Source organism: Streptomyces sp. NPDC086077, assembly GCF_040686175.1.
Taxonomy (GTDB): Bacteria; Actinomycetota; Actinomycetes; order Streptomycetales; family Streptomycetaceae; genus Streptomyces.
Genome location: NZ_JBFBJT010000089.1, coordinates 17,839 through 31,249, shown reverse-complemented (window position 1 = coordinate 31,249; position 13,411 = coordinate 17,839). Strand labels below are relative to the sequence as shown.

At 68.3% G+C, this 13,411-nt stretch carries 10 protein-coding genes and 2 pseudogenes; 7 read left to right on the top strand and 5 right to left on the bottom strand.

The window, feature by feature from the left end; genetic code table 11:
- Nucleotides 1-95: 95 nt before the first annotated feature.
- The 5 genes from AB0O67_RS24090 (at nt 96) to AB0O67_RS24070 (ending at nt 5,242) form a co-directional block, all read left to right on the top strand.
- A complete protein-coding gene (locus AB0O67_RS24090; RefSeq protein ID WP_365453503.1) occupies nt 96-278 on the top strand; it encodes a helix-turn-helix domain-containing protein in 183 nt (60 codons plus the stop codon).
- 73 nt (nt 279-351) lie between these two features.
- The gene (locus AB0O67_RS24085) at nt 352-546 is read left to right on the top strand and encodes a winged helix-turn-helix domain-containing protein (RefSeq protein ID WP_365453500.1); all 195 of its coding nucleotides are present in this window, start codon (nt 352-354) and stop codon (nt 544-546) included.
- Nucleotides 547-909: 363 nt separating this feature from the next.
- Complete coding sequence (locus AB0O67_RS24080) at nt 910-1,107, top strand: transposase (RefSeq protein WP_365453497.1); 198 nt, start codon at nt 910-912, stop codon at nt 1,105-1,107.
- A 443-nt stretch (nt 1,108-1,550) separates the two neighbouring features.
- Entirely contained in the window at nt 1,551-4,475 is a 2,925-nt protein-coding gene (locus AB0O67_RS24075) for a BTAD domain-containing putative transcriptional regulator (RefSeq protein WP_365453494.1), read from the top strand.
- Nucleotides 4,476-4,699: 224 nt separating this feature from the next.
- Nucleotides 4,700-5,242: a sigma-70 family RNA polymerase sigma factor gene (locus tag AB0O67_RS24070; protein WP_365453491.1), complete on the top strand. Its 543-nt coding sequence runs from the start codon at nt 4,700-4,702 to the stop codon at nt 5,240-5,242.
- A 233-nt stretch (nt 5,243-5,475) separates the two neighbouring features.
- Here AB0O67_RS24070 and AB0O67_RS24065 read toward each other — a convergent pair.
- The 5 genes and pseudogenes from AB0O67_RS24065 to AB0O67_RS24045 all read right to left on the bottom strand — a co-directional run.
- Nucleotides 5,476-5,766, bottom strand: a pseudogene (locus AB0O67_RS24065) (transposase); the annotation flags it as partial.
- Between the two features lie 400 nt (nt 5,767-6,166).
- Nucleotides 6,167-7,507 carry an SWIM zinc finger family protein gene (locus tag AB0O67_RS24060; protein ID WP_365453488.1) on the bottom strand — a complete coding sequence of 447 codons (1,341 nt, stop codon included), beginning with the start codon at nt 7,505-7,507 and terminating at the stop codon, nt 6,167-6,169.
- Nucleotides 7,504-10,416, bottom strand: a complete 2,913-nt coding sequence (locus AB0O67_RS24055; RefSeq protein WP_365453485.1) for a DEAD/DEAH box helicase — start codon at nt 10,414-10,416, stop codon at nt 7,504-7,506. Before AB0O67_RS24055 ends, AB0O67_RS24060 begins: the two co-directional genes overlap by 4 nt.
- A 416-nt stretch (nt 10,417-10,832) precedes the next feature.
- Nucleotides 10,833-11,072, bottom strand: a complete 240-nt coding sequence (locus AB0O67_RS24050; protein ID WP_365453506.1) for a transposase family protein — start codon at nt 11,070-11,072, stop codon at nt 10,833-10,835.
- A 288-nt stretch (nt 11,073-11,360) separates the two neighbouring features.
- Nucleotides 11,361-11,609 (bottom strand): hypothetical protein, encoded by a 249-nt coding sequence (locus tag AB0O67_RS24045; RefSeq protein WP_365453482.1) that lies wholly within the window; start codon nt 11,607-11,609, stop codon nt 11,361-11,363.
- Nucleotides 11,610-11,884: 275 nt separating this feature from the next.
- Between AB0O67_RS24045 and AB0O67_RS24040 the strand changes: the two are divergent.
- Both AB0O67_RS24040 and AB0O67_RS24035 read left to right on the top strand, forming a co-directional pair.
- Nucleotides 11,885-12,610 (top strand): annotated as a pseudogene (locus AB0O67_RS24040) (biotin-dependent carboxyltransferase family protein); the annotation flags it as partial.
- Nucleotides 12,611-12,640: 30 nt separating this feature from the next.
- On the top strand, nt 12,641-13,327 hold the full coding sequence (locus tag AB0O67_RS24035; protein ID WP_365453479.1) for a winged helix-turn-helix transcriptional regulator: 687 nt from the start codon (nt 12,641-12,643) through the stop codon (nt 13,325-13,327).
- The last annotated feature ends 84 nt before the right edge of the window (nt 13,328-13,411 follow it).

Below are 13,411 nucleotides of genomic sequence, written 5' to 3'. Positions count from 1 at the left end.
CTACGAACGCAAGGCCGAGCACTTCCTGGCCTTCACCGCCATCGCCTGCACCCTCATCTGCTACCGCAGACTCACCAAATGAGACGACGTCTAAGTTGTCGGAGGCTCGTCGTGTTCGGGCAGTCGAGTTGTTCGAGGACGGTGTCCCGAATGCGGAGATCGCGCGGACCGTGGGGGTGTGTGCCGAGAGCGTGCGCCGATGGCGGCGGGCGTGGGAGGAAGGTGGTGCTTCGGCCCTGCGACGCCGTGCGGCGCTACCGGTCGTCCGCCCCAACTGAACGACGCCCAGGTCGAGACCGTCCGGGCCGCGTTGGAGCAAGGTGCCCAGGCCCATGGTTTCGAGGCCGACCTTTGGACCCTGAACGAGTCGGCGCGGTCGTCACCCGGGCAACGGGGGTGGTGTTGTCGAGGGCGGTGTGGCGGCTGCTGACCAGCCGGCTCGGATGGAGCCTGCAACGGCCCGAGCGGCGGGCGGCCGAGCGGGACGATTCGGAGATCGCCCGCTGGATCGCGCACGAGTGGCCGCGCATCAAAAAGGGGCCGTGAACACACGTGCCTGGATCGTCTTCCTTGACGAATCAGGCGTCTCCCTCCCTCAGATCCGCCGTACCTACTCGCCCCGAGGGCGGACTCCGCTCCTGCGGCACCGCCTGAACTGGAAGCGCGCGCCAATGGCCGGAGCCTTGGGCTACCACTCCACCGACCCCGATCGCGGGGCCCGCCTGGGCTTCCACCTCAAGCCCGGCAGCTACGACAGCGCCGGGCTCATCGAGGTCTTGGAGCAGGTGAGGGTGTTCTACCGCGGCGAGCGGGTGGTCCTGGTCTGGGACGGCCTGTCCGCCCTGGGTCGCCGACCAGGACTGGCTCACCCTGGAACGATTACCCGCCTACGCTCCCGAGCTGAACCCGGTGGAACTGCTGTGGTCCTCGCTCAAGAAGCGTGAACTCGCCAACCTCGCCGGCGACCACCTCGCCGATGTCGCCGACGCCACCGAGCAAGGCATCCACCGCATCAACGCCAACCCCCGACTGCCATGGTCATTCCTCGCCCACACCGGCCTGACCATCCGCCCACCACACCCACCGAACTTACGAAAAGATCAGTAAAGGCTGCTGCAGAAAGCGGATCGATCTTGGGAAGACGGGCTTTGAAGGCGACGTCTTCGCTCCATACCCGCAGCTCGGCATGCGCATGACAAACAGTCGGCCCGTACGACGATCAGTACCACGATCGAGCGATCACACAACAGGAAATATCGGACTTACCGCCCCTCTCGAAGGGCGCGTCACCACCCGACTGTCGGACAACGAAATCCCAAAGGCGTCTCGCAGACGTGACAAACACCGCACCCTCGCTCTCCGGTGCAGGAGCCGCGTCCCGCAGCTGCAGCATCGGCGAGGTGAATCTTGAGGAAATTTCTCATAACAGAGCGAACGATCGTACTAATCGGCGCGTAGCCCGGACACGACGAAGGGAGGCGGCCTGTCCACGTCCTCTGCCGCACCCGCTGCACACTGAAGACACTGACGAGTGTGTCATCGTTTACGGTGTGAGGGATTCTGTGGTTGTACGTTTCGCCGTACTGGGACCGGTCAGAGCGTGGCGCGACGACACTGAACTGGCGCTCGGCCCCCCCAAGCAGCGAGCTCTATTCGCCTACCTCCTCACCCAGGCTGGACACCCCGTCGCCGTCCACGACATCGTCGATGCGCTGTGGGGGCAGGAACCGCCGCACAGCGCTGTCAATGTCGTACAGCGCCATATCGGGGCGCTGCGCCGAATCCTCGAGCCCGGCCTCCCGGCCGGAGGACGATCACGATGGCTCGTGCGCAGCTCTGGTGGCTATCGCGTCGATGTGGGCTTGGAATGTCTCGACCTCCTGCAGTTCCGGCACTTGCAGGAGCAGGCACAGCAGGCCGTTGAGAGCGACGCGCGGGCTACGGCCGCAGGACTGCTGGTCGATGCCCTGGCCCTGTGGCGTGGACCTGCAGCCTCAGGAATACCAGCCGAGGTGAGGGCGCATCCCGTCTTCACCGCCCTGGACGGCGAGCGCTTGGTCACGGTCAAGAAGGCCGCCGAACTGGTCCTCGATGCGGGACCAGGTCTTGGAGTGAACGTGCTGACCGAGCTTCGGCGGGCCGCGGCGCTATACCCACTCGACGAGTCGCTCCAGGCCAGACTGATTCTCCTCCTCGCGGCCAACGGACATCAGGCCGAAGCGTTGGAGGTCTATCGATCCGTGCGTACCCGCCTCGCGGACGACCTGGGAGTGCAACCCGGCCCCGAACTCCAGGCAGCCCAACAGCGGGTGCTCGACCAGACCTATCCTCTGGGCGCCTGGCTGCCGGCCGGGCGGGCGGCGCCCTCGCCCGACCCGGATGGGCGTGTGGCCGACTCCGCCAACGACAGCAGTTCACAGCCGTGCCCCGTCCGCCTAGCCCAACTTCCCGGTGATTTGGCGGCTTTCACCGGGCGTCGCGATGAACTCGCGCTTCTGCAAGGACTGCTGCCCTCGTCCGGCGACTTCGAGCCGGCACCAACGACGGTGATCTGCACGATCGGTGGCATGGCTGGTGTAGGGAAGACGACTCTGGCCGTGCACTGGGCTCACCGTGTCGCTGGCTGGTTCCCAGACGGGCAGCTCTACGTCAATCTCCGCGGCTTCCATCCCACCGCTTCGGCCATGAGCCCAACGGACGCAATACGGTCGTTCCTCGACGCGTTGGGCGTCCCGGCGCACAGCATCCCGGCAGGGCTGGACGCACAAGCTGCCTTGTACCGCAGTCTGCTCGCCGACCGACGCGTGTTGATCCTCCTGGACAACGCACGCGACACCGAGCACGTCCGACCTCTGCTGCCCGGTGCGCCTGGCTGCCTGGTGCTGGTCACCAGTCGCAACCAGCTGCATGGCCTTGTGGCTGCGGAAGGCGCACGCGCTGTGACGCTGGATCTGCTCAGCGATTCGGACGCACTGGCCTTCCTTTCCCGCCGGCTCGGCTCCGAACGCGTCACCCGCGAACGCCGGTCGGCGGCGGAGATCGTCGCATCGTGCGGACGTCTGCCCTTGGCGCTGGGTATCGTCAGTGCCCGGGCGGTCGTCAATCCCGCGTTCTCGCTGGCTTCCATAGCCACTGAACTGCGAGCGAGCAGGGACACGCTCGACGCGTTCTCCGGAGAGGCACCAGCAGCTGACGCAAGGAGCGCATTTTCCTGGTCCTATCGCCTTCTGAGCCCCGAGGCCGCGCGTTTGTTTCGCCTGCTCGCGCTGCATCCAGGCCCGGATTGCTGTTTGCCGGCGGCAGCGAGCCTGGCAGGAGAGCAGACCAGCCGTGTTCGCTCGTTGCTCGCGGAGTTGGTGCGGGCACAACTGATCTTTGAAACCATGCCTGGCCGCTTCTCCTCACACGAACTCCTGCGCACTTACGCCACAGAGCGGAGCAGGGCAGAGGACACGGTTCAGCAACTGGAGACAGCCCGGCATCGCATGCTCGACCACTACCTGCACAGCGCGCACGCGGCAGACAGCCTTCTCGCGCCCGACCGGGAGCGCATCCAGTTGTTGGCACCTGCGCCAGACAGCGCGGTAAACCAGTTCCTCGACCAGGCGGACGCCGCGGACTGGGTGGGCGCCAACCAGCACGTCATGATCAGCCTGCTCGAACAGGACGCTGAACTCGGCGGCCGACACAGCTGGCAGCTGGCCTCCACACTGGAACTCTCGTTGGACCGCAGCGGCCGCTGGCAGCAGCAGCTCGCCGTGCAACAGACGGCGTGCAAGGCGGCACAGCGCCTGGGCGACGTACTGGGCCAGGCCCACACGCGGCGGGCGCTGGGCCTCGTCAGCGGGCGGCTGGAACGCTGGGACGAGGCGCATGCACAACTGAGCCGAGCACTGGAACTCTTCACTGAAGTTGACGACGCTGCTGGCCAGGCCCGGGTACACCGGCACTTTGCCTACCTGTCGAACCGCCGTCGGCATCACCACGACGCACTGCGCCACTACGCATACGCCAAAGCCCTCTACCGCGGGATGCGACAGCGCAGCGGCGAGGCAAGCGTCGCCAACGAGGTCGGATGGACGTACATCCTGATGGGCAAGTACCACAACGCTCTAGACGAATGCGGCAGGGCCCTCGCAACGCATCAGGTGATCGGGGACCTCAACGGCGAGGCGGCAGCATGGGAAAGCCTCGGCTACGCCCACCACCACCTGAGTGACCACGATCAGGCACTCGAATGCTACGGGCAGGCCCTGAAGCTGTACCGGAAGGTCCGTGACTGCTACCTGGAAGCGATCACCCTGGTGCACATTGGGGACACCCGCCATGCGGCTCACCAGGTCACACAGGCGGCGCTTGCCTGGCAGGCAGCGCTGGAGATCCTGGAGGAAATGGGACATCCGGACTCCGAGAAAGTCAGCACTAAACTGCAGGAAGCCGCTGTACCTGGCTCCGAAGGGATCGTTGCGGGCTGAAAGCGTAACGGTTTCGGCTCCCGACCGGAGGAGCCCGACACTCCACCCTCTGCCACTTCAGCAATCCGTCAGTGTTTCGGAAGCAGTCCCTCCATATCCTCGGCGGGCGCCGGTTCCTTCCTGGCCTCCGCAGCGCTCGGCAGTCCTTGCTTCTCACGCAGACGGACCGGGTTTCCCGAAGGTCCAAGCCGGCGCGGCCGGTATTTGCCCTCAGGAACTGGAACATGAACCCGAGCACTGCTACGAACGCGCAGTCGGCCACGTGCCACGAGCACCATGCTCTGCACTCGCTGGTCGCTGACCACGCCAAGGCGCTTCTCGCCTACGCCGAGAAGCTACTGGACGACCGGCACGCTGCAGAGGACATTGTCCAGGAAGCACTCATCCGCGCATGGCCCCACGCAGACCGGCTGTATAGCACTCAAGGATCGGTGCGCGCCTGGCTTCTTACTGTGACGCGAAACCTCGTAGTAGACCGAATGCGCCGCGCTACTGCGCGCTACGAGAGCGTGGGAACCGACGAATGGGAGGAACCTCTACCTGACCCCGCGGACACCGTGTTGGCCAAAGTTGAGGCAACCCGGCTGCTGCGGACCCTTTCCCAGGAACACCGCGAGGTACTCATGCACACCTATATGTGCGGCCGGACAGTGAAGGAAACGGCGCTGATTCTCGGCATACCTACGGGAACGGTGAAGTCCCGCCAGCACTATGCCCTTCGAAGCTTGCGAACGACAGCCGTAATGCCCCGCTTCGCAGACCCCTGAGATCAGATGAGCGGCGCCGAAGGCCCTGCCAATGGAGTGACATCCGTCGAGCCAGGCCGTGATGTCCTGGCTGGATCAGGGTCATGAGCTGCTCGTCACGCAGCCGGCGCTCGGACTTCGGCCGTCTCTTGCGGGCGTAGTAGGCGGACTCGGACCAGCCGAGCACCCGGCATACGGGCCCGACCCCGAAGCCGTCTTCTTTCAGGCTGTCGATCACCTGGTCACCTCGTCCGGGGACCGTCGAGCTCCTGGGCGAAAAGCGCACTCGCCGCTTTGAGGATCTCGTTCGCCCGCCTCAACTCCGCTACTTCCTTGCGAAGTTGTTTCAACTCCTCGTGCTCCGCGGTGGTCAGCCGGTCGTCGCGTTCGCTGGCGTCCGCCTCGGCCTGGCGGACCCAGCCGCGCCGGGCCTCCTTGTGGATGCCCTGGTCCTTCGCGACATGCGCGATCGGACGGCCGGTGGCGCGGACCTCGCGGACGGCCCGCTCGCGGAGCTCGTCCGGGTACTTACGTGGTGCTGGCACTGCTCGTGGTTCTCCTTCGGGCCAGGATCATAAGCCTGGCTTCAGGGACTCCACGAAACCGGGTGCAGCTCACCTTGCTGCGTTCGTCCACACCTTGGGACGCCTGACGGGAACACACAGCAAAGGGGGCCACAAGCAGAATGTCTGGCCAGGCTCCTGGCAGCGGCGTATGGGCCGTCTGGTTCTTGGGCGATATGACGTACTTTCAGGCCTCAAGCCTCCCCACCACACCGTGGTGGCCAGCCTCTTCGAAACTGAGTGGGCGTTGTGCAAGTCGCCGGGCATCGTCCGGTTCGAGGGCTTGCGGTCGGTCGGGCCTGCGGTGTGCCGGTGGGCATGGACGGGCGGTAGTCGTCCCCGAGTGATCCACCGGACGAGGTATCGGAGCTGATCCGGCCGGTCATGTCCCCGGCAGGATAGGCAGCACAGCCTCCACGGCGTCCTGGGAGGGAGAGCCGGCCGGCCACCACTGGCCGGAATGCTTGCGGAACGGGTACCAGTGACCGTCCGGCCCGTACCGCAACTCGATATCGTGACCGACCAATTGGAGGCGGCCGCCGGTGCGGCGCAGCTGGGGAGGGCCGGGCAGGCCGGGAAGCGGCCGGGTGAGGAGTTGTTCGCGTGCCGCGGTCTCCGCGACACGCGGTGGCACCAGGCCTCCCTCGAGGACGGCCAGTGCGGGTTGGCCCCCGTGCTTCCACGCCGCGCTTGTCCGCGCGAGCCGTGCACGCGCCTGGCCTGAACTGTTCAGCAGGCGGCCGACGACGCCAGGATCGCCGCCCGCTCGTGCCGCGCGCCGGACGGTGTCCAGCCAGGGGTCGGTGTCGAGCCAGAGCCGGGCGGCGGGCGCGCCTCCGGTGGCGACCGCGTGGCTGTAGGCGTCGGCGGCACGGTGGGCGGCGTCGTCGGCCAGCGTGCGCAGCCGGTCGGGGGCCACAAGGCTGTCCTCGTGGCCTGGATCCGGGAACAGGCCGACGGTGACGGGCCCGGTCGCCGGGGCGGGAAGCTCCGGCAGGAGAGGCAGTCCGCCTTCCTGCCTGGCCCGCGCGAACGCCTCGCCGGCCGGGACTCCGCGAGCCGCGCCCGCCCTGGTCAGTTCCGCTTCTGCAGCGGCCTGTTCGGCAGCGGCGGCCTCGCGTTCGGCGCACCGGAGCGCTGCTTCCTCACGCACGAAGTCCAAGTGGTGGCCGCGGAGCAGCAGGAGGGCGTCGGGGCGGGCGTCGATGGCCCGGGCGTACTGGTAGGAGACCGCTGCCGCGTGTTTGCAGGGGAAGCCCCAGTCGGGGCAGGTGCATTCGTACTCGGTGAGGCCGGGTCTGGGTACCAGGGCGATGTCTTCGGAGACGGCGATGCGCGCGGTTGCCTCACCGAGCTCCCCGCGGGACAGTTCGGCGGCGGCGTCGATGTCGTCCGTCCATGCCTCGAGTAGCCGGTCCGCCTCCGCCAAGGGCAGTTCGGGAACGCGGAGTGTGACCTTGTACGGGCGGCGGCCGCTGCCGGTGACCCGGGCGGACAGTTCGCCCGCGCGTACGGTGATGTCTCCGACCGCCCCGCGCCGGGTATAGGTGCGGGCACGGTCGAGCCTGGCCGCATGCCCGGAGTCCCGTCTGCGGGGGCTTTCCAGGGCTGCGATCCACAGGATGCCCCACGGCCCGGCCGTCAGCTTCCGCTGTCCCGGTACCGGCGGCGGCTTCGGGAGGACCAGATCGAGGGGGCGCTTCCCCGCGCCGTTGCGGCTCATCGGCTGCTCCGGTCGGTGGTGGTGTGCAGGGCGACCAGGTCGGCGAGTTCGTCGTCGGTGAGGTCGCTGATCGCGGCCTCTCCCCGGTCTCCGCCGAGGACCGAGTCGGCCAGGTCGCGCTTGGAGGAGATGAGCTGTGCGATGCGTTCCTCGACGGTGCCTTCGGTGATCAGCCGGTGGACCTGGACCGGCTGGGTCTGGCCGATACGGTAGGCGCGGTCGGTGGCCTGGTCCTCGACGGCGGGGTTCCACCAGCGGTCGTAGTGAACGACATGGGACGCCCGGGTGAGGTTGAGGCCGGTGCCGGCTGCTTTCAGAGAAAGCAGGAACACCGGGACCTCGCCCCTCTGGAAGGCGTCGACCATCTCCTCGCGGCGGTGCACCGGTGTCCCGCCGTGCAGCAGGAGCGTCCGCACACCGCGCCGGGCCAGATACGCCTCCAGCATCCGCGCCATCCGCGTGTACTGGGTGAAGACCAGCACGGAGGCGTTCTCGGCCAGGAGGACGTCGATCAGTTCGTCGAGGAGTTCGAGTTTGCCGCTGCGTCCGGTGAGGCGGGCCGCCGTGTCCTCCTTCAGGTAGTGGCCGGGATGGTTGCAGATCTGCTTGAGGGCAGTGAGGAGTTTGAGGACCAGGGCGTGCCGGGTGATGCCCTGTGCGTTGCGGATCTCGTCCATCGACTCCCGTACCTGTGCCTCGTACAGCACTGTCTGCTCCCGGGTCAGCCGGACTGGATGGTCGGTCTCGGTCTTGGGCGGCAGCTCGGGGGCGATGCCCGGGTCGGACTTGCGGCGGCGCAGCACGAAGGGGCGGATGAGGCGGCCGAGCCGTCCGGCGGCCGCCGCGTCAGCCTCGGCCTCGCTGCCGCGGGCGGCGCGTTCGGCGGCTCGGCCATAGCGGTCCCGGAAGGCGGTGAGCGGGCCGAGCAGACCGGGCGTGGCCCAGTCCAGGAGCGACCAGAGTTCGCTGAGGTTGTTCTCCACCGGTGTGCCGGAGAGCGCCACCCGGGCCTGGGCAGGGAGGGCGCGCATGGCCTTGGCAGTGACCGAGGCGGGATTCTTGGCGTGCTGCGCCTCATCGGCTACGACGAGTCCCCACGGTCCGGCCTCGCAGAGGTCGGACAGGTCACGGCGGAGCGTGCCGTAGGTGGTGAGGACGATCTCCCCGGGCCGTAAGTCACCGAGGTCCCGTGCGGGTCCGTGATGACGGCGCCAGGGCGTACCGGGCGCGAACCTGTCGATCTCCCGCCCCCAGTTGCCGAGCAGCGAGGAGGGACACACCACCAGGGTGGGGCCGCAGGCCGTCCTCGGATCCTCCTGCCGGCGCAGGTGGAGGGCGATGGCGGTGATCGTCTTGCCGAGCCCCATGTCGTCCGCGAGGCAGGCGCCCAGGCCGAGACGGGTGAGCCGGTCCAGCCAGGCCAGGCCACGCAGCTGGTACCCGCGTAGGGTGGCCTCCAGACCGGCGGGAGGCAGCAGCTCGGCATCCGCGGCGTGCTCCGGTGCGGTCAGCCGGTCGTGGAGGGAGGCAAGCCATCCGTTCGGCCGCACGGGGGTGACGGACCCGTCGTCGCCCGCCACCTCGCCCGTGAGGACGGCCGTCAGTGCCTCCAGGGCGCCCAGTGCGCGTGACCGAATCCGGGCCTTGCGTACCAGCGCCTCGTCGACGACGACCCACTGGTCCCGCAGCCGCACCAGCGGGCGCCCGGCCTGTGCCAGCCGGTCCAGCTCCGCAGGGGTGAGAGTGCGGTCGCCCACCGCCAGCTCCCAGCGGAAGGAGAGCAGCGCGTCGGGTGTGAAAAAGCCCGATCCCTCCGGTTCTTCGTCCGGCGAACCGCTCTCGGGCTCGACGACTGCCTGTACGACGAGGTCCCGGACCAGGTCCTTCGGCAGGTGCACCGCCACACCCACCCGTGCCAGGGCACCGATGCCGTCGTCCAGCAGGGCGAGAAAGGTGTCGTCGTCCACGGCCAGTGCGTCCGGCCCGGCCGGTTCCAGCAGTCCGACGAGTGCGGGCCAGACCTCGGCGGCCGCACGCAGCGTCGCATCGACCCGCGCACGGTCACGAGGACCGAATCCGTCCGCGGTCCCACATCGCACCTCGGCCAGGTCTGCGAGCAGCAACGGATCCGCCAGCGAGCGCACCTGGGGCACACACCGCACCGCCGCTCCGAGGCGGTCCGCAGCGCCCGCGCCCGCGCCGTCGTCGGCGCTGCCGAAGCTTTTACCCGGCAGTTCAAGCCGGAGGGAGAGCTGGACACCGGCGTCGCGGCCGTCGGCGACCTTGGCGGCCCAGCCCCACAGCCCCGGCAGATGCCTGGGGTCCCGGCCGGCGAAAGCGGCCTGCCCTGCAGCGGCGGCAGCGGCGGGCGTGCGCGGCAGCACGTCGGCCACCGCGTCCAGGAACAGACGCAGCCGGTCGTACGGATGCGGCAGAAGCAGCGGAGTACGTCCACGCTCGGCCTGCTGCAACGGAGTCGCGTATGCAGCGGGGTCAACGGATTTGGCCAATGCCCGTACCCAGCCGGCGTCGTCCTGCGAGAACGGCCCCAGTCTCCAGGCGTCGTATCCGCCGGCACTCAGCCCGGGCAGCAACAGCCCTCGGCCGGCCATGTGCAGCGCGTAGAGGGCCGCGTGGCGCCATGCGGCACCTGTCGCGGTGAGCCGCTCCGGCGGCTCGTCGAGCAGCAACGGCAGAACGTGGGCGAGCGGGCACACCACCGCGGGAACGGTCCGTCGCCGCCCGCCGCGACCGTGCGGCAGGACCACCAGGAGCTCTTCGGTAGGAGCACCGGCCGGCAGCCGCCCACCCTGGGCGTGGAAAGCGATCCGTCCGGAGCGCGGGGGATCGCCCGGCAGGAACACAGCCGTGCACCCCCTCAGATCCTCCCACCACACCGGGTCGAACACTACGGTCCCGGGAGCGGGTGACACCTGCTCCGGCTCCGGAGCGACGGGCGGATCCACCGGCTGCCGTTGCGGGAAAGGGATACGCCCCCTGGACAGGTGGGGATCACCGATCTCCCGACCGTCCACATCAAAGTACCGAGCGCTTCGCTCCTGGCCTTCGTCGTTCATGGTCACCACGCGGTAGACCGTGGCCATCGTCTGGTCCCTCTGCCGATGTCCCCCAGCCGCACCTGCCGCCGGTTTTCCTACTGACTGCCCCAGCCGCGAGTCTCGCCGACCGGATTGCCTCAACGCTACCGGAGCGGACAACCCCATAGCGAAGCTCTCCGCGATCGGTGGACGCTCCGTCTCGTGGCGCGGCCTACCGGTCGGCACTCGATCGGCGTTGCGAGGCACTTGAGGAGACAGCGCCCTCCTCAGGCGCCTGCCGGACGCGAGTGTGCGCAGCCCGGGCTGTCACAGAACCACCGCCGCACCGAAAGCCCGTTCAGCACAGGGCGCCCACCGACAGAGACATCAGCCAGCGTGCGGCAATAGCCACTGTGCACCCGCGCAGAACTGCGACCGCAGTCCGGACACGCCACCGTCAACTCGCCGGGTGCGGGAGGTGCGGACCACGCCGCCCGCCACCCGCACTCGTTCCACCCGCACCGCATCGAGGTGCACAGACATGAACCGTACGAGGTCATCACACTCGCTGACAGTGCCGCGGCCCGTGACGGAGCGTCACCAACGCACGGTGGTACACCCACATCACGGAAATCTTGCCAGGGCCACGTTCACGTGTACGCCGACACTCATCGTCGAGATCCTCTTCGAGGTACTGCTTGGGGCGAAGACGTGGCTCAGGGCGTCGTTGAGGGTGCAGTGCACCTCTGCCCGAAGGCTGCCGTCGTACAGACGTGACGCCTTGACGTAAGTACCCGTCGGCGGCCGTACTCCGACTATTTCTCAAGTTCGTCGATGTCCGCGTCCTCCAGTGCGAACGTGGCCGTCACGGGAGCGACCTTGTCGAGGTTCTTGGAGCGCCGGTCCCTGGACGGGCGCCGGCGGGGATAGTCGGTGGTGACATCGAAGTCGTCGGCGTTGTTGGCCGGGTTCAGCCGATGCAGAGCCTTGAGGATCGTCGTCTTACCCGACTCGTTCTTGCCGATCAGGGAGGTGACCTGAGGGTCGACAGCCACGGTCTGCATGTTCGTGATCGTGCCGGGCCAGTGTGCCCGGCCAGAGCCGAGCCCGGCTGCTGTGCAACCGCGGCCGCACCGAGCGGCGCGGCCGGCGCCGCTCTCTCGATGCGCCGAAGCCCGCGCTCATCCACACCGAGGGCGTTCTCGATGCGAAGCGACATGTGGTGCCAGCTCCCAGGTACACCACTCCTTGACATCCAACCTAATCGTCCCAGGTCAGCGGACTACACACGACTAACTTGGCTGTCAAAGGACAGAACTGCTGTCCTGTCTCATAGAAGTTGGTCTCCCTCGCGCCGCAGATCTTGCTGGACCAAATTCAGGGAGGCGCATGCACTGAGTTCGTTGAGACAGGGCCAGAGCGGCACGTTCTGGTGAACGTTCCCTCGCCGACCACCGAAACCCGTTTACAGCCGGCGTCGCGGCTCGCCAACCGGCTGCTCGGCAACGACCCCGACACGGCCGTCCTGGAGACGACCCTGACCGGCCGCGCCCTGCGGCCCGGCCACGCCGTCCGCGTCGTGGTCAGGGGCGCGCCCTGCCCGGTGACGGTGGACGGGCGGCCGACGGCCTGGGGGCTCCGGTGCTCGTCCCGGCGGGCGCGGTCCGGAGCTGGGAACGGTGACCGCGGGCGTGCGCGCGTACGTGGCGGTCGCCGGAGGCATCGCGGCTGAAACCGTCGTCGGTAGCCGTTCGACGGACCTGCTCTCCGGGCTCGGCCCGGCGGCCACTGCGCGGTGGGTGGCCCAGCGCGGCGGCCGTCCCCTGGCCGGGGCCGCCCGCCGCGCTGGTCCTGCCGGTGCGTCCCGGTCCGCATGCCGACTGGTTCACCCCGGCCGCGCTGCGCGCCCTCACCTCGGCGACGCACCGGGTCTCGCCCCGTAGCAACAGCATCGACCCGCGCACCGAGGGGCCGGCCCTGGAGCGGGCATCGACGGGCGAACTGCCCAGCGGCGAGGGCAATGGTCCTCGGCGCCGTCCAGGTCCCGCCGGACGGGCGTCCCGTGGGATGTGCTCCTGTAGTCACCGACCCGTAGGTGGGCGGCGACCGCGCACGGCGAAGTAGAGCGTCAGGCCGACAGCCGCAGCGATCCCGAGCCCCCCACCAGACGCTGCGTCGGCTCCAGGACGAGGGGCTCGTCGAGCGGCACGCGTACGCCGAGGCGCCACCGCACGTGGAGTACAGCCTGACCAAGATCGGGCGCACCGTGGAGGACCCATCAGAATGCTCACCGCCTGGGCGAGGGACCACGATGAGACGATCGCCCCTTATCAGGAGACCTCCGGGGCGAAGAACACGTCCAAGGGTTCCTGACTTCCGCTCGTCGGTTGACATCGGATTGCGGGTAGCGGGGGTATTGGCGGGCCGGCTCGACTGCCTTCACATCCGCCGCGTCGAGCGCGCCGAAGGCGGTGACATGGCCGTACGGGAATGGGCGCAAACATCCACGGACGCGAATCCGATACCGAGCGCGGCGTTCTGGTCCTGGGTAATTCCTCACTCTGACAATTCCCTGCGTGCGAGTCCCTTTTGCCGGCCTGTCCGTCACAACTGGCCGGTCCGCCACAACCCCCGGTCCGTCCGAAGAGAGTGCCTCGCCCGACGGTCGTCGTTCGCCGGCCCACGTGATGCGCCTGGAGGACCATCACCCCTCATGAGCTGGGCTGATCTGCGCGTGCGCCCGGCGCGAGGCGGCAGAAGGGGCAGTCCCGTATCTACGTGAGGGCACTGCGGAAAGTCAAGTGTTGACATGTCCCTGAGCCGTGACTGATCATCACCAATGCATCGCGAAGTATTCCGGCGAGCC